At 68.4% G+C, this 20,623-nt stretch carries 27 protein-coding genes; 15 read left to right on the top strand and 12 right to left on the bottom strand.

Features of this window, described 5'->3' with window-relative positions; genetic code table 11:
- The first annotated feature begins 4 nt into the window (after positions 1–4).
- The gene (proC, locus tag DW298_RS13540) at positions 5–844 is read left to right on the top strand and encodes a pyrroline-5-carboxylate reductase (protein ID WP_136042979.1); all 840 of its coding nucleotides are present in this window, start codon (positions 5–7) and stop codon (positions 842–844) included.
- A gap of 3 nt (positions 845–847) precedes the next feature.
- Positions 848–1,135 (top strand): DUF1905 domain-containing protein, encoded by a 288-nt coding sequence (locus DW298_RS13535; protein WP_136042977.1) that lies wholly within the window; start codon positions 848–850, stop codon positions 1,133–1,135.
- Between the two features lie 13 nt (positions 1,136–1,148).
- Here the strand turns inward: DW298_RS13535 and DW298_RS13530 are convergent, their stop codons facing one another.
- From DW298_RS13530 to DW298_RS13515, 4 genes are all read right to left on the bottom strand, one after another.
- On the bottom strand, positions 1,149–2,741 hold the full coding sequence (locus DW298_RS13530) for a hypothetical protein (protein WP_136042975.1): 1,593 nt from the start codon (positions 2,739–2,741) through the stop codon (positions 1,149–1,151).
- Complete coding sequence (locus DW298_RS13525) at positions 2,723–3,499, bottom strand: ABC transporter ATP-binding protein (RefSeq protein WP_136042973.1); 777 nt, start codon at positions 3,497–3,499, stop codon at positions 2,723–2,725. The genes DW298_RS13530 and DW298_RS13525 overlap by 19 nt, the downstream gene beginning before the upstream one ends.
- A 78-nt stretch (positions 3,500–3,577) precedes the next feature.
- The gene (locus tag DW298_RS13520; RefSeq protein ID WP_021198064.1) at positions 3,578–4,249 is read right to left on the bottom strand and encodes a TrkA family potassium uptake protein; all 672 of its coding nucleotides are present in this window, start codon (positions 4,247–4,249) and stop codon (positions 3,578–3,580) included.
- Positions 4,242–5,672 carry a potassium transporter TrkG gene (locus DW298_RS13515; RefSeq protein WP_136042972.1) on the bottom strand — a complete coding sequence of 477 codons (1,431 nt, stop codon included), beginning with the start codon at positions 5,670–5,672 and terminating at the stop codon, positions 4,242–4,244. Before DW298_RS13515 ends, DW298_RS13520 begins: the two co-directional genes overlap by 8 nt.
- A 106-nt stretch (positions 5,673–5,778) precedes the next feature.
- Here DW298_RS13515 and DW298_RS13510 point away from each other — a divergent pair, with 106 nt between their 5' ends.
- Positions 5,779–6,186, top strand: coding sequence for a metalloregulator ArsR/SmtB family transcription factor (locus DW298_RS13510; protein ID WP_136042971.1), 408 nt, complete (start codon positions 5,779–5,781; stop codon positions 6,184–6,186).
- Between the two features lie 209 nt (positions 6,187–6,395).
- Here DW298_RS13510 and DW298_RS13505 read toward each other — a convergent pair whose 3' ends face one another.
- Together DW298_RS13505 and DW298_RS13500 are read right to left on the bottom strand one after the other, a co-directional pair.
- Positions 6,396–7,223 (bottom strand): ABC transporter permease, encoded by an 828-nt coding sequence (locus DW298_RS13505; protein WP_136042970.1) that lies wholly within the window; start codon positions 7,221–7,223, stop codon positions 6,396–6,398.
- Positions 7,220–8,113, bottom strand: a complete 894-nt coding sequence (locus tag DW298_RS13500) for an ATP-binding cassette domain-containing protein (protein WP_205820376.1) — start codon at positions 8,111–8,113, stop codon at positions 7,220–7,222. The genes DW298_RS13505 and DW298_RS13500 overlap by 4 nt, the downstream gene beginning before the upstream one ends.
- A gap of 103 nt (positions 8,114–8,216) precedes the next feature.
- Between DW298_RS13500 and DW298_RS13495 the strand changes: the two genes are divergently transcribed.
- The 11 genes from DW298_RS13495 (at position 8,217) to DW298_RS13445 (ending at position 14,643) form a co-directional block, all read left to right on the top strand.
- On the top strand, positions 8,217–9,149 hold the full coding sequence (locus DW298_RS13495; protein ID WP_136042969.1) for a TetR family transcriptional regulator: 933 nt from the start codon (positions 8,217–8,219) through the stop codon (positions 9,147–9,149).
- Between the two features lie 39 nt (positions 9,150–9,188).
- Positions 9,189–10,112 (top strand): cyclase family protein, encoded by a 924-nt coding sequence (locus tag DW298_RS13490; RefSeq protein ID WP_136042968.1) that lies wholly within the window; start codon positions 9,189–9,191, stop codon positions 10,110–10,112.
- 75 nt (positions 10,113–10,187) lie between these two features.
- Positions 10,188–10,379 carry a helix-turn-helix domain-containing protein gene (locus tag DW298_RS13485; protein ID WP_017204627.1) on the top strand — a complete coding sequence of 64 codons (192 nt, stop codon included), beginning with the start codon at positions 10,188–10,190 and terminating at the stop codon, positions 10,377–10,379.
- An 18-nt stretch (positions 10,380–10,397) separates the two neighbouring features.
- Positions 10,398–10,883, top strand: a complete 486-nt coding sequence (locus tag DW298_RS13480) for a hypothetical protein (protein ID WP_136042967.1) — start codon at positions 10,398–10,400, stop codon at positions 10,881–10,883.
- Positions 10,884–10,995: 112 nt separating this feature from the next.
- Positions 10,996–11,094: an AURKAIP1/COX24 domain-containing protein gene (locus DW298_RS13475; RefSeq protein ID WP_003792170.1), complete on the top strand. Its 99-nt coding sequence runs from the start codon at positions 10,996–10,998 to the stop codon at positions 11,092–11,094.
- A gap of 78 nt (positions 11,095–11,172) precedes the next feature.
- Complete coding sequence (locus DW298_RS13470; RefSeq protein WP_136042966.1) at positions 11,173–11,475, top strand: rhodanese-like domain-containing protein; 303 nt, start codon at positions 11,173–11,175, stop codon at positions 11,473–11,475.
- Entirely contained in the window at positions 11,472–11,768 is a 297-nt protein-coding gene (locus DW298_RS13465; protein WP_136042965.1) for a glutaredoxin family protein, read from the top strand. The genes DW298_RS13470 and DW298_RS13465 overlap by 4 nt, the downstream gene beginning before the upstream one ends.
- The gene (locus DW298_RS13460; protein WP_136042964.1) at positions 11,765–12,067 is read left to right on the top strand and encodes a Dabb family protein; all 303 of its coding nucleotides are present in this window, start codon (positions 11,765–11,767) and stop codon (positions 12,065–12,067) included. Before DW298_RS13465 ends, DW298_RS13460 begins: the two co-directional genes overlap by 4 nt.
- Before the next feature lie 173 nt (positions 12,068–12,240).
- Positions 12,241–13,059 (top strand): basic amino acid ABC transporter substrate-binding protein, encoded by an 819-nt coding sequence (locus DW298_RS13455; RefSeq protein WP_136042963.1) that lies wholly within the window; start codon positions 12,241–12,243, stop codon positions 13,057–13,059.
- Between the two features lie 34 nt (positions 13,060–13,093).
- On the top strand, positions 13,094–13,891 hold the full coding sequence (locus tag DW298_RS13450) for an amino acid ABC transporter permease (protein ID WP_136042962.1): 798 nt from the start codon (positions 13,094–13,096) through the stop codon (positions 13,889–13,891).
- Positions 13,888–14,643, top strand: a complete 756-nt coding sequence (locus DW298_RS13445; protein WP_136042961.1) for an amino acid ABC transporter ATP-binding protein — start codon at positions 13,888–13,890, stop codon at positions 14,641–14,643. Before DW298_RS13450 ends, DW298_RS13445 begins: the two co-directional genes overlap by 4 nt.
- Positions 14,644–14,744: 101 nt before the next feature.
- Here DW298_RS13445 and DW298_RS13440 read toward each other — a convergent pair whose 3' ends face one another.
- The 6 genes from DW298_RS13440 to DW298_RS13415 form a co-directional block, all read right to left on the bottom strand.
- Complete coding sequence (locus tag DW298_RS13440; RefSeq protein ID WP_136042960.1) at positions 14,745–14,924, bottom strand: YegP family protein; 180 nt, start codon at positions 14,922–14,924, stop codon at positions 14,745–14,747.
- An 88-nt stretch (positions 14,925–15,012) separates the two neighbouring features.
- Positions 15,013–16,104, bottom strand: coding sequence for an ABC transporter ATP-binding protein (locus DW298_RS13435; protein WP_136042959.1), 1,092 nt, complete (start codon positions 16,102–16,104; stop codon positions 15,013–15,015).
- Positions 16,101–16,895, bottom strand: coding sequence for an ABC transporter permease subunit (locus tag DW298_RS13430; RefSeq protein WP_136042958.1), 795 nt, complete (start codon positions 16,893–16,895; stop codon positions 16,101–16,103). Before DW298_RS13430 ends, DW298_RS13435 begins: the two co-directional genes overlap by 4 nt.
- Positions 16,892–17,830, bottom strand: coding sequence for an ABC transporter permease subunit (locus DW298_RS13425; protein ID WP_240745132.1), 939 nt, complete (start codon positions 17,828–17,830; stop codon positions 16,892–16,894). Before DW298_RS13425 ends, DW298_RS13430 begins: the two co-directional genes overlap by 4 nt.
- Entirely contained in the window at positions 17,827–18,966 is a 1,140-nt protein-coding gene (locus tag DW298_RS13420; protein ID WP_136042956.1) for an ABC transporter substrate-binding protein, read from the bottom strand. The genes DW298_RS13425 and DW298_RS13420 overlap by 4 nt, the downstream gene beginning before the upstream one ends.
- Positions 18,967–19,197: 231 nt before the next feature.
- Complete coding sequence (locus DW298_RS13415; protein WP_136042955.1) at positions 19,198–19,713, bottom strand: GNAT family N-acetyltransferase; 516 nt, start codon at positions 19,711–19,713, stop codon at positions 19,198–19,200.
- Between the two features lie 66 nt (positions 19,714–19,779).
- Between DW298_RS13415 and DW298_RS13410 the strand changes: the two genes are divergently transcribed.
- Positions 19,780–20,607, top strand: a complete 828-nt coding sequence (locus DW298_RS13410) for a TSUP family transporter (protein WP_136042954.1) — start codon at positions 19,780–19,782, stop codon at positions 20,605–20,607.
- Positions 20,608–20,623: the final 16 nt, after the last annotated feature.

Below are 20,623 nucleotides of genomic sequence, written 5' to 3'. Positions count from 1 at the left end.
CGACATGGCTGATTCGCTTCCTTCTCTCGCTTTCCTGGGTGCCGGCTCGATGGGCGGTGCGATCCTCCGAGGAGTGGTCGCCTCCGGCATCCGGATCGACGGCGGGATCATCGCGACGAACCGCACTCCGGAGAAGGCCGAGGCATTCGCCGACCTCGACGGGGTGACCAGTGTCGCGCTCGCCGAACGGCCGGACGGCAATGCCGAGGCCGCCGCGCAGGCACGGATCGTGCTCGTCGGCGTCAAGCCCGCGATGGTGCCCGACCTGCTCCGCGAGATCGCACCGCACCTCGCGCCCGACGCGATCGTGGTGAGCGTCGCCGCCGGCGTCACGCTCGACACCTTCGCCGCCGTGCTCGGTGCCGACGCCCGCGTCATCCGCTCGATGCCGAACACGCCGTCGACCGTGCGCAAGGGCGTCACCGGCCTCGCCGCAGGTTCCGCCGCCACTCCCGAGGATCTCGCCCTCGTCCGTCGGCTGTTCGAGACCGTCGGCGCCGTCGTCGAGCTCCCGGAGTCGCAGATCGATGCGCTGTCCACGATCTCGGGCTCCGGACCCGCGTACGTGTACCTGCTGATCGAGGAATTCACGAAGGCCGCTGTCGGCATGGGCTTCACCGAGGCCGATTCCCGGCTGATGGTCGAGCAGACCTTCATCGGCGCGACCGCCCTGCTCGACGCCTCGGGGGAGGACCCCGCCGAGCTGCGTCGTCGCGTCACGAGCCCCAAGGGAACAACCGAGCGCGCGGTCGCCGTGCTGCAGGACGCGCACCTCGACCGCACCTTTGCGGATGCCGCGGCCGCAGCCCTCGCACGGGCGAAGGAACTCGCCGCCGGGGCCTGAGCCATGCAGCTGCGGATCGGGGGACCCATCTGGTACTGGCGGGGACCTGCGCCGTTCCACTTCGTCACCGTGCCGCCTGCCGAGAGCGAGATGATCCACGACGTCGCGTCGATCGTCACGTACGGGTGGGGGATGATCCCCGCATCCGTCACCATCGGCTCCACGACCGTGACGACGGCCCTCTGGCCGAAGGACGGCGGCTACATCGTGCCGATCAAGAAGGTGCTCCAGGACCGCGAGGGCCTGGGCGTCGATGACGTGGTCGAGCTCGTCCTCGACATCGACGCCTGAGCCTCGCGTCCGGTCAGCTCTCGCTGGAGACCTCGGCGAGCACCTCCGGCCAGCGCCGGTTCAGGATGCTGCCGCCCAGCATCGTCCCGCCCCACAGGGCCACGGCGCCGAGCACGACGCCGCAGACGAGACTCACCCAGCCGAACGCGGGAGTCCAGATGCCCGCGATCGCGAAACCGAACGCCGGTGCCCCGAGCACGAGCGTGATCGGTCCGATGATGATCATCGCCAGCAGCGACTGCACGCCACCGGACGAGCCGCGGCCGAGGGGGTTCGCCTCGGGGGCGGGCGCACGACCGGGAAGGAAGCTGCCGACCCACGCCCCAGCGCCTGCCGAGATCGCCGTCAGGCCGAGGGCGGATCCGATGCTGCCCGGGAGCAGGTCCATCCGACCCGCGATCAGGCAGGTGGCCACGCACAGCAGCAGCGTCACGGGAATCGCGATCAGCCCGAATCCGAGCAGTCGTCCTGCCCGGTCGGCCGCGCCGCTGACGCCGCTCAGGATGTGCGCGGCGACCGCGTCGTTGTCGTAGGCGATCGCCATCTGCACGACGGTGCCGGTGAGAAGGGCGTTGATCGTCGGGATGAGGGTGATCGCGGGGCCGAATCCGATGGACTCGTCCTGCAGCCCGTTCATCAGGGACAGGCCGATGAAGATCGCGGGCAGCAGCAGGAGCATCACGATGTTGACGATCTGCCGGGGATCGCGTCGGAAGTACCGCAGCGTGCGGGCGGCGATCGCCCCCACCGGACTGGCCGGCAGCACCCGATCGAGCAGCCCGACCGAGCGCACGCGTCCGCCGCCGGTGTCCTGGATGGGGGCGACCAGCCGCGCAGCGAGCAGCCCCTGTGCCGCGAACCACAAGGCGGCGACCGTGGCGAGGGCGATGACCAGGCGGAGTGCCGCAGCCGGGAAGTCGCCCTGAGCGACGGACCCGGACACGCCGAAGACAGCACCGACCGGCGTCCACGCGGCGATGTCCGCGATGGTGGTGAACGCTCCGCCGACGTCGTTCACCCGGACCAGCGCGCCGATCCCCACATTGAGCAGGACGCCGGACGAGGAGAGGAGCACCACGCCGACGATCACGACAAGGTCGCGGGCGCTGCGTCGGGCGAGCCAGCCGGCCAGCACACCGCTCACGACGCGGGCGCCCAGCACGCAGGTGGCGATGGCGACGGGGATCATGATGAGCGCGGTCAGCAGCGCGGGCAGGCTCACCGACCAGCCGAGGAGCATGAGGAGCAGAGCGACGGTGGTGCCGATGCCGCCTACCGTCGTCGCCCCCGCGACCACGAAGCCCGGCAGCAGGGAGCGTGCCGTCAGGGGGAGCAGCGCGAATCGTTCGGGTGCGAGCGAGTCGTCGGCGCTGACCAGGATCGACCCGATCCACCAGCCGAGGACGATGACCGCCCCCGCCAGGACGATCACCGTGACGGCGGCGTCGGGAGCGGCGATCCGCAGCGCCACCAATCCTGCGGCGAGGCCGGCGAGGAAGCCGAGGGCGATCAACCCCGTGATGACCAGGGTGACGATCATCCACGGATTCCGCGACAGCTGATGGCGCAGCTGCCGCCAGCGCAGGCTTACGAGGAGCGCAACCATGCGAGCGTCTCCGTCCCGAGGTCGTGTGCCCCCACGAGGGCGAGGAACCGCTGCTGCAGCGAGAGTCCGGCGCGCACCTCATCCAGAGTTCCGTGCGCGAGAAGGCGGCCCTCCGCGACGATCGCGACCCGGTCGCACATCGACTCGACGAGCTCCATCACGTGGCTCGACAGCACCACGGTGCCACCGCCGTCCACGAACGCCCGCAGGATCTGCCGGATCGTCTCGCCGGACACCGGGTCGACGGCTTCCAGCGGTTCGTCGAGGATCAGCAGGCGGGGCGCATGGATCAGTGCGCAGGCCAGGCCGATCTTCTTGCGCATGCCCGCCGAGTAGTCGACGACGAGCCGGTCCCGGGCGTCCGTGAGGCCGAGCGCGGCGAGGAGTTCGTCACTGCGCGAGACGACCTCGGCTTCGGGCATGCCACGGAGGAGCCCGGTGTAGCGCAGCAGCTCGGCGCCGGTGAGGCGGTCGAGCATGCGGATGCCGTCGGGCAGCACACCCATCCGCGCCTTCGCGTCGGCGGGGTTCTGCCACACGTCCGCGCCGAGCACCCATGCGGCACCGGCATCCGGTCGCAGCAGGCCCGTGGTCATGGCGAGGGTCGTGGTCTTGCCCGCACCGTTCGGGCCGAGGAGTCCGAGCATGGACCCGGCCGGCACGTCGAGGGAGAGGTCGTCGACCGCGATCTTCTGCCCGAACTGCTTGCGGAGCCCACGGAGGGCGAGGACGGGAGGGGCCGCTGCGTTGTCGGTCATGCGTCCCATCCCATCACGGGGACGCATGACGGGGCATCCGCCGCGAGGGGGAGTCGAGCTATCGAATGTATCCGGGCGTCAGCGGTCGAGGCCGGCGAAGCGCTCGATGTCGCTGTTGGTGCCCGAGACGATGATGAGGTCGTGGTTCGTGACGATGGTGTTCGCCTCGGCGTAGCGGAACGGCTTGCCGGGGCTCTTCACACCCACGACCGTGACCTTGTACTTCGAGCGCACGCCGGACTCGTTCAGGCCGACGCCGCGGATGAACTTCGGCGGGTACATCTTGGCGAGGACGAAGTCGTCGTCGAAGCGGATGAAGTCGAGCATGCGCCCGCTCACGAGGTGCGCCACGCGCTCACCGGCCTCGCGCTCCGGGTAGATGACGTGGTTCGCGCCGACGCGGGCGAGGATCTTGCCGTGCGACTGCGAGACGGCCTTGGCCCAGATCTGCGGCACCTTCAGGTCGACCAGGTTCGCGGTGATCAGCACGGACGCCTCGATCGACGAGCCGACGGCGACGACGGCGACCTGGAAGTCCTGAGCGCCGATCTGGCGGAGGGCGTCGATGTTCTTCGCGTCGGCCTGCACCGTGTGGGTGACCCGGTCCGACCACTTCTGCACGAGCTCGAGGTTGTCGTCGATCGCGAGCACCTCGCGGTCGAGGCGGTCGAGCTCTCCGGCGCACGCGGCGCCGAACCGACCGAGACCGATGACGAGGACGGGAGCGTCGCCCCGGAGGACTTCAACCAACGATCGGCCTTTCCACGGGCAGTGAGTAGTACTGCGTTCGCGATGTCGCGGCGACCGCCGCGGCGAGTGTCACTGTACCAACGCGGCCCATGAAGATGGTCGCTGCCAGCACGTAGGAGCCGGAGTCCGGCAGTTCGGCGGTGAGACCCGTCGACAGGCCGACGGTCGCGAACGCCGAGATCACGTCGAAGAGCACGTGACTGATGTCGGCCTTCGTGATCTGCGCGATCACGATGGTGGACAGGGCGACGATCGTCGCTCCCCAGGCGACGACGCTGAGCGCCACGCGCTGCACGTCGCTGGGGATGCGCCGGCCGAAGGCCTCGACCGACTGGCGGCCCTTGGCCTCCGACCAGACGGCGATCGCGAGCACGGCGAGAGTGGTGACCTTGATGCCGCCGGCGGTCGATGCGGAGCCGCCGCCGACGAACATGAGCATGCTGGCGGCGAGCAGGGACGAGCCGTTCAGGTCGTCCATCTCGATGACGTTGAAGCCACCGGACCTGGTCATGGCGGAGAGGAAGAACGCCTGGAAGGTCGTGTCGGCAGCATCCATCGACCCGAAGGTCTTCGGGTTGTCGTACTCGAGGATGAGGAACGCCGCGGCCCCGAGCACGAACAGCAGCACGGTGGTGACGAGCGTCAACTTGCTGTGCAGCGACCACCGCTTCACGTGCCAGACGTGCTTGGCGAGGGTGTAGATCACGGGGAAGCCGATGCTGCCGAGGAAGACACCCACCATGAGGAGGAACAGCACCAGATAGTCGTCCGCGAAGACCGCCACGCCGCCGTCGTTCGGGGCGAATCCGGTGTTCGTGAACGCCATCGCCGCGAAGTAGGGGGCCTCCCAGAGCGCGGCGATCGGGTCGACCTTCGCCATCACGAGCGCCGGGTAGAGCAGCGCCGCCAACGATGCTTCGATGATGAGCGCTGACACCGCGACCGTGGTCAGCAGCTGGCCGACCTCGCCGAGCCGCACGGTCTGGCTCTCGTTGACCACGCCGCCGTGTGCGCGGAGGGGGTTGGTGTCGCCCGCCGCCAACAGCTTGGCCCGCAGTCCGAGCCGCTTCGAGATCAGCATGCCCATGAGGGACGCGAGCGTGAGGACGCCGAGCGCGCCGATGTTCACCCCGAGGAAGATCAGGACGTGGCCGAACGGCGACCAGTGGTTGGCCATGTCGACGGTGGCGAGGCCGGTGACGCAGATGGTCGAGACGGCCGTGAAGAGCGCATCGCTCAGTGGTGTGACGGTGCCGCTCGCGGACGCGATCGGCAGTGACAGCAGCACCGTGAAGACCAGGATCAGCAGCGCGAACACGACGATCGCGAAGCGGGACGGCGACGACGTGACGAGGTGCTTCACCCGTCCGGCGGCACCTCTGAGGGCCTGTCGTGGGGACGACGCCGAAACGATGCCCGACATCGCTGCCCCCTCGTGATTCTCTCTCGTCCGCACACCGCGGACACCCGGCGCCAGTCGCCGAGCCTTCGTCATGGTACTCCGTGCCGGAGCCGACTACCCTGATCACATGACGGACATCTTCGACGTGATCGCAGACGGTACGAGGCGAGACATCCTCCAGCTCCTGCTGCGACGTACGACCGAAGGAGAGACGGGCACCAGCGTCAGCCAGATCGTCGCCGATCTCGGCATCAGCCAGCCCACCGTGTCGAAGCATCTGAAGGTGCTGCGCGACGCCGAGCTGGTCTCCGTGCGCGAAGACGGACAGCGTCGTTTCTACAGTCTCGCGGTCGAGCCGCTCGAGGTCGTCGACGACTGGCTGGTGCCGTTCCTCGTCGACGCATACGGCGACGAAGCTCCCGACATCGACTACCCCGTGCCGGACAGTGCCGCGCACGCCGCCGAGGTCGTCGGTCGCGCCGCGGCTTCCGCGAAGCATGTCGTCGCCAACGCACTCAAGCGCCTCGGAGCCTGACCCCTCGTCCTGACCGGAATGAGTCCCGGGGGAACGCCTCGCCCCTGACGACCGGGGGGCAAGTCGTCAGGGGCGATCCGCAGGTCCCCAGACCCGCGTGGACTCGGCGGGGTCGGTGCGAGTCCTGTACCGACCATCGCAGTCTCGTCTGAGCGAACGGCACGGAGCGCCTATGGCTCAGCTGGGATCCGAGCCGTGGCGGAAGGCAATCACCGGCGGCCCGCCTTGCGGCGGAAGAGCCACGCGCCCCACGTCACCGCGATCAGCAGGATGACCAGGCACCAGCCGATGGCCCACCATGCCTCGCCCTGCAGCGGCGTATCCATCAGGAGGGAGCGGATCGTCTCGACGATGGGGGTGATCGGCTGGTTCGCCGCGATCGGCTGCAGCCACTCCGGCATGCTCGCGACGGGCACGAACGCGCTGGAGAGATAGGGCAGGAACAGCAGGACGAAACCGTATCCGTTCGCGCCCTCGGGGCTTCCTGCCGCGAGCCCGATGGCTGCGAACAGGTACGTGATCGCGAGGATGTACAGGGTGATGAGGCCCGCCAGCGCGATCCACTCCCCGAGGTTCGCGGTCGGCCGGAACCCGACCAGTACGCCGACGCCGATCACGATCGCGGTGGCGATCAGGTTCCGCAGCACACTGGCGACGACGTGCCCGGTCAGCACGGCGCCCGCTCTCAGCGGCATGGTGCGGATGCGGTCGATGATGCCGGTGCGCATGTCGTTCGCGACATACACGGCGGTGGACGATGCACCGAAGCCGGCGCAGGTCAGGATGATGCCCGGCACGACGTAGTCGACGTAGGCGCCCGACGGGTCGATGGCGCCGCCGAAGACCCACGTGAACATGAGCATGAGCATCACGGGCAGCATGATCGCCATCAGCAGCGATTCGCCGTCGCGGACGGAATGACGCAGGCTCCGTCCGACGAAGACGGCCTCGGCGGTGAAACCGCGCAGTCGCGGACGGGGAGTGGGAGCGGAGGGGGCGGATGCCGTCGCTCGAGGCGCGGCCAGGGTGATGTTCATGCGTTCTCCTTCACGGGGCGAGGGGTGGAGGCAGGGGAGGTGACGGCGAGGAAGACGTCGTCGAGGGTGGGGCGGCGCAGCGTGACGACGCCGTCGGCGCCCTCCTCGTCGAGCAGGTCGAGCGCTCGCCGCAGGTCGGCGACCGTGCCGTCGGTGGGGATCTCGCGGTTGAGCACCCCGTGGTCGTCATGGAGCTCGACCGTGTCCCCGCCGATGCGCGCCTTCAGCTCCGCCGGTGTGCCGAGCGCGGCGATGCGACCGTCGTGCAGCACCGCGATCCGGTCGGCGAGCTGGTCGGCCTCCTCGAGGTACTGCGTCGTCAGGAACACCGTGGTGCCGGAGGCGGCGAGCATCCGGATGATGTCCCACAGATCGCGGCGGCTGCGGGTGTCGAGGCCCGTGGTCGGTTCGTCCAGGAACAGCACTTCGGGTGTCACGACGAAACTCAGGGCGAGGTCGAGACGGCGGCGCATTCCCCCGGAGAACGTGCGCACGGTGCGAGTGGCGGCATCGGTCAGGTCGAACTGGGCGATCAGGTCGGCGGCACGACGCTTGGCCGCGGCGCGGCCGAGGCCGGCGAGTCGGGCGAACATCACCACGTTCTCCGTCGCCGTCAGCGCGTCGTCGACGGCGGCCGCCTGACCGGTGAGGCTGATACGGCGCTGCACCTCGACCGCGTGCGTGCGCACGTCCCACCCGGCGACGGTCGTGGTGCCGGCGTCGGCGGCGGTGAGGGTGGTGAGGATGTTGATCGTGGTCGTCTTGCCGGCGCCGTTGGGTCCGAGCAGGGCGAAGACCTCCCCGCGTCCGACGGTGAAATCCAAGCCGTCGACGACGGTCTTCTTGGCGAATGCCTTGTGCAGGCCTCGTACCTCGATGGCTGTATCCATCAGGTGATCCCTTTCTGTGTATGGAGAAAACTGTGTATGGGCAACGCAACTGTGTATGACGGTAACACACTGTTTATTAAATAAACAGAAGTAGGATGGGCGCATGACTGAGACCGAGCCGCCGGAGCTGCCACGGGGGATCGCGCTCGCCTGGGGCGTCGCCGCGAATCCGCAGCGCGGACCCAAGCGGGAGATGAGCGTCGAGAAGATCGTCGACGCAGCCGTCGAACTGGCGGATGCCGAGGGAATCGGCGCCGTGTCCATGGCGGCGGTGGCGGCGAAACTCGGCTTCACGCCGATGTCGCTCTACCGCTACGTGACCGCGAAGGACGACCTGCTGCTGCTCATGCAGGAGGAGGCGACGGGTCTTCCTCCCGAGAGTCACCTCGAGGTCGACGGATGGCGCGGGCGACTGCTGGCGCTGTACGAGGCGCAGATCCTGCTCTACCTCCGTCACCCCTGGATGCTGTCGCTGCCGATCACCGGCTCACCGATCACGCCGAACAGTTCCGCATGGATCGATGCGGGGCTCACGGCCCTGGAAGAGACGCCGCTGACGGCAGAGGAGCGGCTGGCCGTCGCGCTCGCGATGACGGGGCACGCCCGCTGGTGCGGGATCGTGCAGGCCGGCTACACGGAACAGGCCCGCGGCAGCGGACTCACACCGGACGAGGTCTCGGCTCGGGAGGCGGTACTCTTCGACCGGGTGATCACGTCGGAGGAATTCCCGGCCCTGCGGCGCGCGATCGATGAAGGCGTGTTCCTCTCCGCGGCCGATCCGTTCCGCTTCGGGGTCGAGCGGACACTCGACGGCGTGGCCGCCTACATCGCCGGACTCGATCGCGCCGAGCCACGGTCCGCAGCGGCCGAGTGGGTCGATCTCGATCCCGCGGAGCTCGCCGGTGATCGCCGGCTCAAGGACGCGCAGAAGGCTGTGCGTGACGCGGAGAAGGCTCTGCGTACGGCTCACAAGATCGAGCGGCAGGCGCTTCGCGATGCGCGGGAGCGATTGGCCAAGGCCAAGAAGTCGGTCTGACCCTCCCGCGGCGTCGGCAGTCTTCGCCATGATGAGGACATGACGGCCGAATACAGAGCGCACTTCGACTTCACGATCGCCTTCGCGAACGGAGGCGGCATCACCGGCGACGGATTCCGTCTCGACCTCCCGCATCCGGATATGACATCCGAGGAGATCGGCGCGCTCCTCATCCGGCATCTCGGCTTGGCGCTCGTGAGCACCGTCGATCTTCACGGTCTCCGGATCGTCCAAGAATCCCACCGGGGCAGTCGAGGCGTGGAGACGGTCCGCGATTCGGTGGAGGATGCGGTGATCGACCTGAGCCATCCCATCGAGGCGGGTCTGGTGACGTACCCCGGGCTCCCCGCGCCGACGATCACCCCGTTCCTCACTCGCCAGGACTCCCGCACGAAGTACGCGCCGGGAACCGAGTTCGCGATGGACGTCATCACGATGATCGGCAATACCGGCACGTATCTCGACTCGCCTTTCCACCGATACGCCGAGGGTGGCGACCTCGCCTCGCTGGACCTGCGGACCCTCGTCGGGCTGCCCGCCGAAGTGTTCCACTTGCGCGATGCATGGACGCCGGAGCAGCGCGGCATCCGCGCGGCCACCCTCGCCGACCGCGATCTCCGCGGGTCTGCTGTCCTGCTCGACACGGGGTGGGACCGACACTTCGGCGCGCCCGAGTATGCCCACGGCGCGCCGTACCTGGCGGAGGACGCCGCTCGCTTCCTGGCCGACGCCGGGGTGCGTCTCGTCGGCATCGACTCTCTGAATATCGACGACACCGAGAGTGGAGGAGAGCGCCCGGCGCACAGCATCCTGCTGGCGGCCGGAGTGCACGTGGTGGAGCATCTGACCCGCCTGGATGCTCTTCCGGCTCGGGGCGCTCACTTCACGGCGGCACCGCCCGCGGTGCGCGGGTTCGGTACGTTCCCCGTCCGCGCGTTCGCGACCGTGCGCTCTTCCCTCTGAGCACAAGGGCCACACGGGTTTACATGCGTCCCAGCTACCCCATAGAGTGTGCACATCGAGAAAGGGGTACGTGGGATGCCCGAGGTTCCAGATGTCCGATTCCTCACGGTGGCCGAGGTCGCCGAACTGATGCGCGTGTCGAAGATGACCGTCTACCGGCTGGTCCACGCCGGGGAGCTGCCGGCCGTTCGCTTCGGCCGCAGCTATCGCGTGCCCGAATCCGCCGTGGCCGACGCGCTGCAGCGGCCCATCGCCGACGTCGGTTGAATCCCGGGAGAAGCCGCCGTGGACGTCAGCACGTTCTACGCTCTCTTCTCCACCACGTGCTTCACGCTCACGGGACTCTGGTGGAACGTCGTCCGCGCTCGCCGTGACTGGACCGCGAATCCCGCGATGCGCCGGACCATCGGCGGCATCTACCTCTCCTTCTTGCTGCCCGCCCTGATGGGGCTCTTCGCGCAGGTCGGCGGCGCCGAGACCCCGATCCTGTGGCGTCTGTCCTTCGTCGTCGTCGCGATCGTGGGCGGCGTCTCCATGATTCGCCTGGTCGCGCAGGCCGGGAAAGACGGGACGCCGAGGTCGGTGCGCTGGATCCAGGCCGGCACCGTGGTGGTGTACGCGGCGGTCGCCGTGATCGGAGTGGCGCCCCACCTCGTCGCCCCGTTCGGACTCACCGGCATCCAGGTCGAAGCGCTCCTGCTCATCGGGCTCGTCGCCCTCGGGCACGCCCTCGTGTGGCGGTTCCTGGTGACGGACGAGGTTCCGGAGTGAGGCCGGACGGCGGAGCCCGTCGGATTTGCTAGACTGACCCGAGGCATTTTCCGTGCCCGTACCCGGGTGTCCGATTTCGGCGACACCCAGCCACTGACTTAGTGAGGTTTCCGTGGGTTCTGTCATCAAGAAGCGCCGCAAGCGCATGGCGAAGAAGAAGCACCGCAAGCTGCTTCGCAAGACTCGCCACCAGCGTCGCAACAAGAAGTAAGCGACCAGACACGAGCGCCTGTCTTCGGACGGGCGCTTTGTGTCTCTGCCCGCAGCTCCGTACCGCCGAGAGGAAGCCATGAAGTCGATCACCGTCACCGAACTCGCCGAGCGGTCGGGCGTCCCGCTCATCGATGTGCGGGAGGTGGACGAGTTCGCCGCGGGTCACGTGCCGGGCGCCGTCAACATCCCCATGTCCGAGATCGGCAACCGGCTCGATGAGCTGCCGGCGGAATCGTTCGACGTGATCTGCCAGGCCGGCGGTCGCTCGGCTCGGGTCGTCGAGGCGCTGGAGTCGCGCGGCTTCGATGCCACCAACGTCGAGGGTGGCACGGGGGAGTGGATCTCCCAGGGGCGCGCTGTCGAGGTGCCGTCGGCGTGACCACGCTGACTCTGATCCGCAAGCCCGACTGCCACCTGTGCGAGGTGGCCTCCGACGTGATCGACGCTGTCGTCGCCGAGCTGCCCGACGCCGCGGCGGAGCAGATCGAGATCGTCGAGGCGTCCATCCAGGATGACCCCGGGCTGTACGAACTGTGGTGGGAGAAGATCCCCGTCGTCCTGATCGACGGCGACCTGCACGCGCACTGGCGGGTGTCGCCCGACCGGTTGCGCGAGGCGCTGGAGGCCGCGGTTCGCGGCGAGGCGCAGATCGAGACGAAGGAGTCCCTGTGACCATCCGCCATGTCGTGACGTGGAAGCTCGCGGCCGAAGACGCCGCCCTGCGCGCAGAGCAGGCGGCCGAGGTCGCTCGTCGCCTCAACGCCCTGCATGGCGTCGTGCCGCAGCTGCTCTCGATCTCCGCCGGCGCCAATGCGGCATACCCGGAGACGAACTGGGACGTGACGCTCGTGGCCGACTTCGCCTCGGTGGCCGACATCGACGCGTACCAGGTGCACCCTGCGCATGAGGAGGTCGCCGGCTACATCCGCTCGGTGGTCGCTTCCCGCGTCGCGGTCGACTTCGAGCTCTGAGACGGCGTCGCATCCGCTGCGGCACTCGATTTCACGGCTTGGGCGCCGTGCACTTGCAACCCAAACGTGATACGTCCGCTGCCCCATGTCATTGGTCACGCGACGAGCCGCATGTTTAGATGTTCTCCTACCCGTCCGTGGGCATACCCCGCCCTCGTCCTTCAGGAGCCGACATGACTCGTCGTAACCTCATCGCCGGTCTCGCCCTCATGGCGACCGCCACTCTCGCGCTCGCCGGCTGCGCGACCGGTTCGTCCGATGCGGGCAGCAGCGACGCTCCCGCCGCCGGCGACGAGTACGGCCTGGCGGAGGCGGGCACGCTCTCCGTGTGCTCCGACGTGCCCTACCCGCCCTTCGAGATCGAGGACACGAGCTCCGAGTCCGGCTACTCGGGCTTCGACATCGACCTGCTCACCGCGATCGCCGAGAAGCTCGACCTCAAGATCTCCGTCCAGGACGTGGCCTTCGACCCGCTGCAGTCGGGCGCGATCCTCGTTTCGGGCCAGTGCGACATCGGCGCCTCCGCGATGACGATCACCGAGGAGCGCAAGGCGAACATCGACTTCTCCGACCCGTACGTCGACTCGCTGCAGTCGCTGCTGGTCCGCACCGACTCGGGCATCGAGTCGATCGACGACCTCGACGGCAAGAACGTCGGCGTGCAGCAGGGCACCACCGGCGAGTCCTACGCGACCGAGAACGCCAAGGGCGCCCAGCTGGTGCAGTACGGCGGCGACGGTGAGCTGTGGCCGGCGATGCAGGCCGGTCAGATCGACGCCATCCTCCAGGATCAGCCCGTCAACTACGTCCACGAGCAGGAGAACTCCGACTACAAGATCGTCGAGACGTACCCGACCGACGAGTCCTACGGTTTCGCCTTCGCCAAGGGTGAGAAGGACGAACTCCGCGAGGCCATCAACAAGGCGCTCAAGGAGCTCCAGGACGACGGCACGTACCAGGAGATCTACGACGAGTACCTCGCGGCCAAGTGACCGGCGGAGTCGGTAGAGCGGGAGGACCTCGACGATGGCGTTGAGGCGCACGACCAAGGCCAAGCTGTATCGGTATTCCGTGTATGCGGTGCTGCTCGCGATCGCCGTCTGGGCGATCCTGACCACCGACTGGGCGAAGATCGGACCGCTGTTCTTCAACCCTGAGGTCGCGGCGAAGATGTTCCCCGGGATCATCACGACCGCCCTCGTGAACACGCTGTGGTTCACGGCGGTGGCGTTCGCGGGGGGCTTGCTCCTCGGGGTGCTGCTCGCCCTGATGAAGTTGTCGGTCATCGCGCCGTTCCGATGGATCGCGACGGTGTGGATCGAGCTGTTCCGCGGGCTCCCCGCGATCCTGACGATCTTCGGCATCGCCTTCATCCTGCCGATCGCGGTGGGCGTTCCCGGGACGAAGCTCGGCGGACCGGTCGTGCTCGGACTGATCGGTCTCGTCCTCGTCGCCTCGGCGTACATGGCCGAGACGATCCGCGCCGGCATCCAGGCGGTCCCGAAGGGGCAGACGGAGGCGGCGCGATCGTTGGGCATGTCGCCCCTGAAGACGACCTTCTGGATCATCGTGCCGCAGGGGTTCCGGATCATCATCCCGCCCCTGACCAACGAGTTCGTGCTGCTCTTGAAGGACACGTCTCTGCTGTTCATCGCCGGGTCCTTCATCTGGTCGAAGGAGCTCACGAACTTCGCCCGCGATGCGAGCACCCAGAACGCGAATGCGACGCCGCTCATCATGGCGGCGATCCTGTACCTGATCGTGACGATTCCGCTCACGCGCTTCAGCGCGTGGCTGGAGCGACGGATGTCGAGGCAGCGATGATCACCGAGAAGATCGATGTGCACGCCCCCGCGATCGACGTGCAGGGGCTCGTGAAGTCGTTCGGCGACAACGAGGTGCTCAAGGGCATCGACCTCACGGTCACCAAGGGCGAGGTCGTCTGCGTCATCGGACCCTCGGGCTCCGGCAAATCGACCCTGCTGCGCTCGGTGAACCTGCTCGAGGAGCCGACCGCCGGTCGGGTGCTGATCGAGGGGATCGACATCACCGACCCCGACGTCGACATCGACGCGGTGCGCACCCGTATCGGCATGGTGTTCCAGAGCTTCAACCTGTTTCCGCATCTGGATGTGCTCGGCAACCTCACTGTCGCGCAGCAGCGGGTGAAGAAGCGCTCGAAGAACGAAGCCGAACTGATCGCACGCGCCATGCTTGAGCGCGTCGGACTGTCCGAGAAGGCGGACGCCTACCCCGGACACCTTTCCGGCGGGCAGCAGCAGCGCGTCGCGATCGCCCGTGCCCTGTGCATGAACCCCGACATGATGCTGTTCGATGAGCCGACGTCGGCACTCGACCCCGAGCTGGTCGGCGAGGTGCTGCAGGTGATGCGGTCGCTGGCCGACGAGGGCATGACGATGCTCGTGGTCACGCACGAGATGGGCTTCGCCAGAGAGGTCGGCTCGCGCCTGATCTTCATGGACGGCGGGCACATCGTCGAAGAGGGAGACCCCCGCGAGGTGCTCGCGAACCCGCAGCATCCGCGGACGCAGGACTTCCTCTCCCGCGTGCTCTGAGGTTGCGGCGACAGGGTCCGCCGAGACCCCGCCTTCACGTCGAGACCCCCTGTTGCAGATGTCTGCAGCAGGGGGTCTCGGCGTGAAGTGGGGGTGTCGAGCTAGTCGGTCTCGACGACCTCGGCGTCGGCGGCGTTCCGGCGGACGGAGTCGATGCCGTTCAGTGCCGCCGCTTTCGACGAGTAGCCCTCACCCGTCGCGATGACCTCGCCGTTGCCGGCCTTCAGACGGAACCGGTACTCGCCGGACTTGTCGGTGTACAGCTCGAACGTGCCTGCCATGAGGCGTCCTTTCTCTTCTCTTCGATGGAGGGAGTCCGCCCTCGCGGCTCACGCTAGTGGTCCCGGTATATCGGAGGGAAGAGCAGCCTCACCCGCGTGGGTGCACGGCGACGGGCTCCGGGGCGACCGCGATGCGCACGCGCTCGCCGAACGACGGATGGATGCCGGGGGCGTGCTGCACCCGGACCAGCTCGCCGGACTCGGTGCGGACCAGCGTGCGCCGCATGCTGCCGAGGAAGGTGCTCTCCTCGACCAGGGCCTCGGTGGCGGCGTCGGCTGCGGAAGCGAAGTAGACGTTCTCGGGTCGCAGATACACGTCGACCGGGCCATCCGCCGGGGACTGCAGCGGAAGTCGCTGACCCCACACCAGCACGTGGTCGCCCTCGGCGACACCCGAGACGACGCTGGAGAGCCCCACGAAGGCCGCGACCCCCGCTGTGGACGGGGTCGTGTACAGCTGCTCCGGAGAACCGATCTGCTCGATCCGCCCCGCGTTCATCACCGCGATCCGGTCGGAGACGGCCAGCGCCTCCTCCTGGTCGTGGGTGACGAAGACGGTCGTGATGCCGAGGCGCAGCTGGATGCGGCGGATCTCATCGCGCAGCTGCACGCGCACCTTCGCATCCAGCGCCGACAGCGGCTCGTCGAGCAGGAGCACCTTGGGCTCGGTGACCAGCGCCCGCGCGAGCGCGACCCGCTGCTGCTGTCCGCCGGAGAGCTGGTGCGGGAAGCGGTCGGCGAAGTCGGCGAGACCGACGAGAGCGAGCGCATCGACGGCTCGGCGCGAAGCCTCCGCCTTGCCGATCCCACGCCGACGCAGGCCGAAGGCGGTGTTCTCCGCGACCCGCAGGTGCGGGAACAGCGAGTACGACTGGAAGACCATTCCGATGTCCCGCTTGTTCGTGGGCACTCGCGACACGTCGCCACCGCCCAGGAGCACGGCACCCGCGTCCGCGCCCTCGAGTCCGGCGAGCACCCGGAGCAGCGTCGTCTTGCCGCATCCCGAGGGGCCGAGAAGCGAGACGAACTCACCGGGCGCGATGTCGAGGTCCACCCCGTGCAGCACCCGCGTGCCGGCGTAGCTCTTGACGATCCCCTGAAGCTCGACGCGGGTGCCCTCGCCCGCCTGGGCGAGCAGCAGATTGTCCTTGGTGCGCGGCAGCGCGTGGTCGAGGGTCATGAGCGGGCCTTTCCGGTGCCGCGGGCGACGCGGCCGATGACGAGGAGCAGGAGGAAGACGAACACCAGTGCCAGCAGGGTGAAGATCGCCGGCGCGTAGGGGTCCTGCTTGTTCACGACCACCATGGCGGTCTGGAAGACCTGGCGGTTCAGGAGCGAGGCGATCGTGAATTCCCCGAGCACCACGGCGATGGAGATGAGGGATGCGGCGAGCAGGCCCTGACGAAGGTTCGGGGCGAGCACCTTCAGCACGACCGTCGGCCAGCTCGCACCGAGCGATCGCGCCGCCTCGGAGAGGGTGCGCAGGTCGGCCGCATCGATCGATGCCTGGATGGACCGGAACGCGAACGGCAGCACGGTGACGCCGTAGGCGAAGGCGAGCGTCCAGGTGCCGGTTCCGAAGGCGCGGCCGATCTGCAGGTAGATCGGGGCGAGACCGACCACGAGCACGATGGCGGGGATCGAGATCGGCAGCAGCACCGCGAACTCGAACACGGGCTTGAGCTTCCGGAAACGGAGGTTGACCAGGATCATGGTCGGCGCGAGCAGCAGCAGCACGATGGCGACCGTGACGACCGCGAGGATCAGGGAGTTGCCGAGGCCCGTCCAGATCGGCTTGAGGGTCGCCGCTGCCGCGGGGTCGAACAGCGCGCTCCAGCGGACGAACGACAGCCCGCCTTCGGGATCGCGGAGAGTGAAGAGGAAAGTCGACACCAGGGGCACGGCGAAGAACGCGCCGATCAGGATGCCGATGACCCAGCGCGTCGCGAGGGAGGGGCCGAGTCGGTTCACGACTGCCACCTCGCCGCGCGTCGCTGCACCAGGGAGTACAGGGCCATCACGATGCCGACGATGACGATCATGCCGAGCGCGAGGGCGCCGGCGAGGTTCTCCCGCCCGAGCACCGTCTCGCTGGTGAGCGCCGTGCGGATCTGCAGCGGCACGATCTGCGCGCCCTGACTGGCGAGGGCGGCGGCAGTGGCGTACGACGAGAACGCGTTCGCGAAGAGCAGCAGCAAGCTCGCGAGGAACGAGGGAGCGAGCACGGGGATGCCGATCCGCAGCCAGAAGCTCGCGCGGGTGCCGCCGAGCGTGAGGTTGGCCTCGGCCCACTGCGGCTTGAGCGCGGCGAGGGCGGGCATGAATGTGATGACCATGAGCGGGATCTGGAAGTAGATGTACGGGAGGATCAGCCCGGGCAGCTCATAGAGCCAGGTGCCGTTCTCGAAGATGTCGACCCCGAAGGAATTCTTCAGGAAGACCGTGACGACGCCCTGGATGCCGATGGTCGCGATGAACGCGAACGCCAGCATGACGCCGCCGAACTGGGCAAGCACGCCGGCCGCGGCATCCACGGCGGAGCGTGTTCGCGCTTCGGGGTCCATGCCGAGCAGCGCGTAGCAGACGAGGGCTCCGGCCAGGGCGCCCACGACGGCGGTGAGCAGCGAGAGTCCCGCCGAGTTCGCGAACGTGTTCAGTACGACGGGGTCGGCGAGGGCCGACATGTTCGCCCACGTGAACGAGCCGTCCTTCGTGAAGAACCCCGAGCCGATCGCGAGGATGGTCGGGACGGCGAGGAACAGGACGATGTAGGCCGCGAACGGGACGAGCCCGAGCCAGGCGAGAGTCGGAGCGGACCGCCGGGCCCTCGCATGCGGCGAGGGCCCGGCGGGGGAGGGGGGAGCGGATGCCGCGGCATCCGCTCCCGTTGCCGTGAGGGTGGTCACTGGACCGCCGCGGCCCACTTCTCACCGAGCAGCGTGCCGGCGTTCGTCGACTGCTCCTCCGTCGGGACGACGGTCTCCTCGGGTGCCTCGGGCAGTGCGCTTGCGAGGTCGGCATCGATCGTGCCGGCCTCGGTCATCGCCTCCATGCGCACGGGGCGCGCTCCACCCTTCAGCCAGAGGTTCTGCACCTCGTCGCTGTAGAGGAACTCCTGCCATAGGCGAGCCGCCGCCGGGTGCGGGGCGTCGACGTTGATGGCCTGGTTGTAGTAGCCGGCGTACCCGGTGCCGTCGAGCACGACGACCTTCCAGTCCTCGTTGTCGGCGGTGTGCGAAGCGTTCAAGTAGTCCCAGTCGAAGACGACCGGGGTCTCTCCACTCGTGATGGTCGCCGTGGTGACGTCGACCTTGAGCAGGTTGCCGGCCTTCTGCATGTCGGCGAAGAAGTCGATGCCGGGCTGGAAGTCGTCGAGCGTGCCGTCGGACTGCACGGTCGCGAGACCGACGGCGGCGAACGCGGCGCCGGCCTGGGTGGGGTCGCCGTTGATCGCGACGGCTCCCTTGTAGTCGGCCGAGAGCAGGTCGGCGAGCTCGGTCGGCGCATCGAACTTCGACGAGTCGTAGCCGATCGACATGTACCCGCCGTAGTCGCCGACGAAGAGGCCGGTCGGCTCCTTGAGCTCGTCCGGGATCTCGTCCCACGTCTGCACCTTGTAGGGAGCGAAGGTGTCGGTGCTCTGCAGCGCGACGGTCAGACCGAGGTCGAACACGTCGGGAGCGGTGTCGAGGCCCTTGTTGGTCTCGGCGGCCTGGATCTCCTCGGCGCTGGAGACATCGGGCGAGGCCTCGTTGATCGTGATCTCCGGGTACTTCTCGGTGAACAGGTCGAGGATCTCGCCGTAGTTCGCCCAGTCGCGGGGAAGCGCGATGACGTTGAGCGAACCCTCCTCCTTGGCGGCGGCCTCGAGGTCGGCGAACGTGCCGAAGTCCTCGACGGAAGTGGCGGCAGCGGCATCGACCGTCTCGCTGCTCGAAGCGGGCGCATCGGTTGCGGACGCGCAGGAGGTCAGCGCGAGTGCGGCCGTGGTGGCCAGGGCGATGCCGGCGCCGATGCGCGCGCGGCGGGTGAAGCGAGCCATGAGTGTCCTCTCGGTGTCCGGCGGGATGCGCCGGTTTCGGGTTGCGAGAGGACACTATGAGGCGCAGGTTGCCGACCGTCCCGGGTCGGGTGAACGGGGAATGTCGCTGCGGTGGCGGGACGGGGGTGGTGGGGTGGGGTGGGCAGTTCACTCGGCTTTCTGCGCTTCTCTCGGCCGGAACCCCACGATCGGGCCGAGGATGCTGCGATTCGCCGACGGAAGCCCGGGGGCTCAGGCCGACCGGACGTTGTACTTGAAGCCGCGGTGCGAGCCCACGTAGCCGAGGCGCTCGTAGAAACGGTGCGCATCGGTGCGGGCGGCATCCGAGGTGAGTTGCACCATCGCGGCTCCGACCGCGGGGGCTGCCGCCTCACCCACCCAGCGCATCACCGCCGAACCGATGCCTGACGAGCGCAGACTGCTGTGCACGCGCACCGCCTCGACCAGAAGGCGCCGCGCACCACGGCGGGACATCCCGGGGATCGAGGTGAGCTGCAGCGTGCCGATGACCGCGCCGTCGAGCTCGACGACGAGCAGGTCGTTCGAGGGCTCGGCCAGGATCTCGGTGAGCGCCCGCGCGTAGACGGGGCGGTCCTCGTCGGATGCCACATCGCCGCGCGCCGCGCTTATCGGGTCGTCCGCGAGCAGGCCGATCACGGCATCCGCGTCGTCGACCGTCGCTCGCCGGAGCACCGCCGTGCCCATGCGCGATTCGAACGAGTGGGGCAGGGGGAGGGCGTCGAGCATGCGACCAGTCTGCCAGCGGGCCGAGCGGATGCCGGTGTCCGTCCGACTCTCTGGAATCATGGCCGGGTGGATATCGGCACCGTGCTCGGACTGGAGCAGCTCACCTGGGGGATCCTCGTCCTCGTGGTCATCGCGGCGTTCTGCGCGGGGTGGATCGATGCTGTCGTCGGCGGGGGAGGTCTGTTGCAGTTGCCGGCGCTGCTGCTGATCCCCGGCATCTCGCCGGTGCAGGCCCTCGCGACGAACAAGCTCGCCTCCGTCTTCGGCACCGCGACCAGCAGCGTCACCTACTACCGCCGCGCCAAACCCGACATCCGAACGGCCCTGCCGATGGCGGCGATCGCCTTCATCGGATCGTTCGGGGGCGCCGCCGTCGCGACGGTGCTGCCGCCCGCCGCGTTCAAGCCCATCATCGTGATCGCCCTGCTGGTCGTCGCCCTGTTCACCGCGTTCCGGCCGCAGATGGGCGCGGCGACGAAGCTGCGCTTCCACGGGCACAAGCACCACATCATGGCGGGAGCAGCCGGGCTCGGCATCGGCTTCTACGACGGGATGATCGGCCCGGGCACGGGTACCTTCCTCGTCATCACGCTGGTCGCGCTGCTCGGCTACGACTTCCTGCAGGCGAGTGCCAAGGCGAAGATCGTGAACCTCGCCACCAACGCCGGTGCCCTGATGCTGTTCATCCCGCACGGCGCGGTGCTGTGGCTGCTGGGCGGCATCCTCGCGGTGGCGAACGTCGCAGGCAGCTACCTGGGCTCGCGGATGGCCATCTCGCGCGGCACGACCTTCATCCGCGCCGTGTTCCTCGTGGTCGTGGTCGCCCTGATCGCGAAGCTCGGCGTCGACGTGTGGAACGAGAACATCGTCCCCGCGCTGGCGGCGATGCGCTGACCCTCACCACCGAGAC

Origin of the sequence: Microbacterium sp. A20 (assembly GCF_004794515.1) — a bacterium.
Classification (GTDB): domain Bacteria; phylum Actinomycetota; class Actinomycetes; order Actinomycetales; family Microbacteriaceae; genus Microbacterium.
The sequence above is the reverse complement of the archived record's forward strand: the minus strand, read 5'-3'. Positions and strand labels throughout refer to the sequence as shown.

Coding starts and splice junctions, on each gene's coding strand:
- proC (WP_136042979.1), top strand. CDS start 5: ATGGCTGATTCGCTTCCTTCTCTCGCTTTCCTGGGTGCCGGCTCGATG.
- DW298_RS13535 (WP_136042977.1), top strand. CDS start 848: ATGCAGCTGCGGATCGGGGGACCCATCTGGTACTGGCGGGGACCTGCG.
- DW298_RS13530 (WP_136042975.1), bottom strand. CDS start 2,741: ATGGTTGCGCTCCTCGTAAGCCTGCGCTGGCGGCAGCTGCGCCATCAG.
- DW298_RS13525 (WP_136042973.1), bottom strand. CDS start 3,499: ATGACCGACAACGCAGCGGCCCCTCCCGTCCTCGCCCTCCGTGGGCTC.
- DW298_RS13515 (WP_136042972.1), bottom strand. CDS start 5,672: ATGTCGGGCATCGTTTCGGCGTCGTCCCCACGACAGGCCCTCAGAGGT.
- DW298_RS13510 (WP_136042971.1), top strand. CDS start 5,779: ATGACGGACATCTTCGACGTGATCGCAGACGGTACGAGGCGAGACATC.
- DW298_RS13505 (WP_136042970.1), bottom strand. CDS start 7,223: ATGAACATCACCCTGGCCGCGCCTCGAGCGACGGCATCCGCCCCCTCC.
- DW298_RS13500 (WP_205820376.1), bottom strand. CDS start 8,113: ATGGATACAGCCATCGAGGTACGAGGCCTGCACAAGGCATTCGCCAAG.
- DW298_RS13495 (WP_136042969.1), top strand. CDS start 8,217: ATGACTGAGACCGAGCCGCCGGAGCTGCCACGGGGGATCGCGCTCGCC.
- DW298_RS13490 (WP_136042968.1), top strand. CDS start 9,189: ATGACGGCCGAATACAGAGCGCACTTCGACTTCACGATCGCCTTCGCG.
- DW298_RS13485 (WP_017204627.1), top strand. CDS start 10,188: ATGCCCGAGGTTCCAGATGTCCGATTCCTCACGGTGGCCGAGGTCGCC.
- DW298_RS13470 (WP_136042966.1), top strand. CDS start 11,173: ATGAAGTCGATCACCGTCACCGAACTCGCCGAGCGGTCGGGCGTCCCG.
- DW298_RS13455 (WP_136042963.1), top strand. CDS start 12,241: ATGACTCGTCGTAACCTCATCGCCGGTCTCGCCCTCATGGCGACCGCC.
- DW298_RS13450 (WP_136042962.1), top strand. CDS start 13,094: ATGGCGTTGAGGCGCACGACCAAGGCCAAGCTGTATCGGTATTCCGTG.
- DW298_RS13445 (WP_136042961.1), top strand. CDS start 13,888: ATGATCACCGAGAAGATCGATGTGCACGCCCCCGCGATCGACGTGCAG.
- DW298_RS13440 (WP_136042960.1), bottom strand. CDS start 14,924: ATGGCAGGCACGTTCGAGCTGTACACCGACAAGTCCGGCGAGTACCGG.
- DW298_RS13435 (WP_136042959.1), bottom strand. CDS start 16,104: ATGACCCTCGACCACGCGCTGCCGCGCACCAAGGACAATCTGCTGCTC.
- DW298_RS13420 (WP_136042956.1), bottom strand. CDS start 18,966: ATGGCTCGCTTCACCCGCCGCGCGCGCATCGGCGCCGGCATCGCCCTG.
- DW298_RS13415 (WP_136042955.1), bottom strand. CDS start 19,713: ATGCTCGACGCCCTCCCCCTGCCCCACTCGTTCGAATCGCGCATGGGC.